Source organism: Parasphingorhabdus sp., from assembly GCF_036963705.1.
Lineage (GTDB): Bacteria > Pseudomonadota > Alphaproteobacteria > Sphingomonadales > Sphingomonadaceae > Parasphingorhabdus.
Map to the genome: position 1 here is coordinate 1 of NZ_JBALUT010000125.1, position 3,775 is coordinate 3,775.

Annotated in this window: 6 protein-coding genes; all 6 read left to right on the plus strand. The window is 54.4% G+C overall.

The window, feature by feature from the left end; all coding sequences use genetic code 11:
• Positions 1–650, plus strand: a 650-nt coding sequence (locus V7680_RS15095) for a hypothetical protein (protein ID WP_335654082.1), incomplete at its 5' end; no start/stop codon positions are given.
• 118 nt (positions 651–768) lie between these two features.
• On the plus strand, positions 769–1,107 hold the full coding sequence (locus V7680_RS15100) for a hypothetical protein (protein WP_335654083.1): 339 nt from the start codon (positions 769–771) through the stop codon (positions 1,105–1,107).
• A 108-nt stretch (positions 1,108–1,215) separates the two neighbouring features.
• Entirely contained in the window at positions 1,216–1,350 is a 135-nt protein-coding gene (gene rpmH / locus V7680_RS15105; RefSeq protein ID WP_176280516.1) for a 50S ribosomal protein L34, read from the plus strand.
• On the plus strand, positions 1,325–1,807 hold the full coding sequence (gene rnpA, locus V7680_RS15110; protein ID WP_335654086.1) for a ribonuclease P protein component: 483 nt from the start codon (positions 1,325–1,327) through the stop codon (positions 1,805–1,807). The genes rpmH and rnpA overlap by 26 nt, the downstream gene beginning before the upstream one ends.
• Before the next feature lie 2 nt (positions 1,808–1,809).
• On the plus strand, positions 1,810–2,022 hold the full coding sequence (yidD, locus tag V7680_RS15115; RefSeq protein WP_335654084.1) for a membrane protein insertion efficiency factor YidD: 213 nt from the start codon (positions 1,810–1,812) through the stop codon (positions 2,020–2,022).
• Positions 2,023–2,076: 54 nt separating this feature from the next.
• Positions 2,077–3,775 (plus strand): membrane protein insertase YidC (yidC, locus tag V7680_RS15120; RefSeq protein ID WP_335654085.1); only part of this gene is annotated, 1,699 nt, incomplete at its 3' end.

Below are 3,775 nucleotides of genomic sequence, written 5' to 3' on the forward strand. Positions count from 1 at the left end.
TCCTGCTGGTCGCGTTTCTGCTGCTCCCGGCGCAATCGGCTCATAGTGCAAGCAGCTATGTGGTCACCGAAACGGTCGAGATACTCGAATATGAAATATTCGAACCGGCAGCACCGACCGTGTCGGCTGACACTGTCTTTGGCCAATATGGGCCCTTTCGCGTGATCGCACCGGATGTAGCCGTGATGACCGGGACGGTGGACAGCTATACACCCGCTATTTTTCGCCAGATGCTGGATCAGCATCCCGGCATCCGGCAGATCGAAATGCGCGACTGCGATGGTTCGGTCGATGAAGAAGCCAACCTCACCCTCGCCCGGATGATTCGCCGCGCGGGAATCAGCACCCATGTGCCGGCCTATGGCTCGGTTCGCTCCGGCGCTGTGGAACTTTTTCTAGCCGGCGTTCGCCGGACAGCCCATCCCGATGCCGAATTTATCGTGCACAGCTGGATGGACGAAGACGGGCGGGAAGCGAATGACTATCCGGACAGCGATCCGGTCCATGCCGAATATCTCGATTACTACCGAGAAATGGGTGTTTCTGCTCCGACGGCAAAGGCGTTTTACGCCTTGACCAACAGCGTGCCCTTCTCCGAGCAATTGCGGCTCTCACGCAAAGACATGGCCCGCTTTCAACTGGTCCACTAGTTGCCTTCGCGCAATTTCCGTTCACGCCTTATCCATCTTCAGGAACCATAATCACGTCTGTGCGCTATAGATGTATTAGCGAGACTTGCGCGGTTGGCCTCGAAGCACCAATTGGAATATGATGAACGAAAAAATGACCAAAAAGCGGTGGAAATATACATCGGGATCGCGATTCGCACTCTCGGTCCTTGGCTTTGCGCTGATTCTCATTTCACCGATCATTGGTGCGATCCCCGGGCCTGGGTTTATCATAGTCTTCCCCATCGGCCTTGCCTTGGTGTTGCAGAACTCACGATGGGCGAAAAAGCGCTATGTCGATTTCAAGCGGCGTTTCCCCCATTATGGCAAATGGACCGACTGGGCGATGCGCAGGAGACATCACAAGGTGCTCCCCGAGGATTTTGAACTGCCGCTTTTCGGCAAGATAAAAACCGGCAATAAGGGCAAGAAAATCTAGCGCAAATGCTTGACTTTCCGCGCCTGCCTGCCTAATCGCAGCCTCAACGTATCGGCCGCAGCTTTTGGCGGCCCTTTTTTATCGAAATTTTGACGTAGGATAACCGCGATGAAGCGTACATTTCAACCAAGCCGTCTGGTCCGCAAACGGCGCCATGGTTTCCGCGCCCGCAAAGCCACCGTTGGAGGCCGCAAAGTGCTGTCTGCCCGCCGTGCCCGTGGCCGCAAAAAGCTCTCTGCCTAAACCCGAATCGGCCGCTGGAGCTTCGCCGGTCGGAGCATATTCATCGATCGATCAACTGGACGCGAAGGAGCCTTCTTCCGATTCGGCATCAGCTGATTCAAATCGGACGATCGAGGTGATTCGCAAGCGCGCAGATTTTCTCGCTGCCAATCGCGGCAAGCGATTCGTCACCCCAAATTTTGTCCTGCTCGCGCACCGTCGCCGCAGCGACCATGCGATTCCGGCAGAGACGATCCGCCGGGGCATCACGGTTACCAAGAAGATCGGCAACGCCGTTGCGCGCAATCGGATGAAGCGTCGCTTCCGGGCCTTGCTCACAGCAACCCTTCCCAACGATGGTATAGAAGGTGTCGATCACGTCATGATCGGCCGTAAAGCCAACAAAGAAGCGGATTTCGCCACGATGAAGGCCGAGCTTCAAAAGGGCCTGAAGTATCTGGCGAAAAAGCTCGGCTAGCAATGATCAAGGCGATCCTCATCTTCTGCGTGCGCTGCTGGCAATGGGGTCCCTCGCGGATATTGCCGCCGACTTGTCGCTACCAGCCGACCTGCAGCAGCTATGCAATTGAAGCGATCGAGAAACATGGTGCAATTAAGGGTGGCTGGTTAGGGGCTAAACGGCTATTGCGCTGCCATCCTTGGGGACGCTCGGGTTATGACCCGGTGCCTTGATAGCCTCATACACCAATCCTATTTGCAACAAATGGCCGAAAGCAGGACGACATAGTGGACAACAAACGCAACATAATCATGGCGGTGCTGCTCACCGGTATCATCCTTTTTGGCTGGCCGATGCTGATGGAACAGTTTTTTCCGGACATGGCCAACAAGAATGAAGTGGTGGAACAGGCTGATGTTCCGGCTACCGATCAAGTCGCTGGTGATAAAATGACCCCTGCCGTCGGCTCTGACACCAGCAGCGCCGACATTAGCACCGGCGCCGTTTCGGACAAGATACGGCCATTGGCTACGATATTGCGCGAAAATCCACGCGTCCTGATTGAAACACCGCGCCTGAAAGGCTCTATCAACCTCAAAGGCGGACGGATTGATGATCTCACGCTGACCGATCACACGGTTGATATGAGCAAGAACAGCGAATCTGTTCGGCTCTTTTCGCCTTCCGGAACCGAGAATGCCTATTTCAGTCGGTTCGGCTGGGCGGGTGGCGGCGTTGCGGTCCCCGATGATAATACAATCTGGTCAACCGACGGAAGCAAATTGACCCCCGAAACGCCGGTTACATTGAGCTGGTCCAACGAAACCGGGCAGAGATATGCAGTCAAGCTGTCGATCGATGCGGATTATCTGATCACTGCAGAACAGAATGTCACCAATCGCGGTGAAAATCCGATTGCGCTCAAACCATATGGCCTGATCAACCGAAAACGGGATCTGGCCAATATCCCTGCCAATGAAGCCAGTACATGGACCATCCACTCCGGTCCGGTCGGCGTCTATGAAGGCGCGGCAAATTACGACGTAGACTATAAGAACCTCGCCGGTGAGGAGCCTGGCTTCTTTTCGCGGATGTTTGGAACGTCTGCGGTCGCCGGAACCAATTCCTATGACACAGAAGTCAGTTGGCTGGGCTTTACCGACAAATATTGGCTGGGTGCTTTGATCCCTGACAATATTTCGCAAGTCGACGCAAAATTCCGCTCCGGCGGCGGCGATATTTTCCAAGCTGAGATTGCGAAAAAAAGCGCGCAGATCATCGAGCCTGGCAAACAGTTGAACACTACCACCCGTCTTTTTGCCGGAGCCAAAGAAAACGCGATTCTCGAAAGATACGAATCAGAATATAACATCAAGAATCTGGACCGGGCGATTGACTGGGGCTGGTTCTACTGGTTCGAGAAACCGCTTTTCTATCTGCTTAACTGGCTGTTCCAGCTGGTCGGCAATTTCGGGGTCGCAATCATCCTGATGACCTTCGTCGTCCGCGGGATCATGTTCCCGATCGCGCAGAAACAATTTAAATCCATGGCGCAAATGCGCGCTGTCCAGCCAAAGATGAAGGCGCTTCAGGAAAAGCATAAAGACGACAAGCAAGAACAACAGCAGGCGATCATGAAGCTGTACAAGGAGGAGAAGGTCAATCCGCTAGCGGGCTGCCTTCCGATCTTCCTGCAGATTCCGATCTTCTTCGCGCTGTACAAAGTGCTCATGCTATCGATCGAAATGCGCCACCAGCCCTTCATTCTGTGGATCAAGGATCTGAGCGCACCCGACCCGCTGACCCCGGTTAACCTGTTCGGCCTGCTGCCTTTCGATCCACCAACCTTTCTGGCCGTCGGCATATTGCCGATCCTGATGGGCATAACCATGCACTTCCAGTTCAAGCTGAACCCGGCACCGATGGATCCGATGCAGAAGCAGATATTCAGCATCATGCCGTGGATTTTGGTGTTCATCATGGCAC

Bases quoted from the DNA above. Each gene is read 5' to 3' on its own strand.
- rpmH (WP_176280516.1), top strand. From the start codon at position 1,216: ATGAAGCGTACATTTCAACCAAGCCGTCTGGTCCGCAAACGGCGCCAT.
- yidD (WP_335654084.1), top strand. From the start codon at position 1,810: ATGATCAAGGCGATCCTCATCTTCTGCGTGCGCTGCTGGCAATGGGGT.
- V7680_RS15100 (WP_335654083.1), top strand. From the start codon at position 769: ATGATGAACGAAAAAATGACCAAAAAGCGGTGGAAATATACATCGGGA.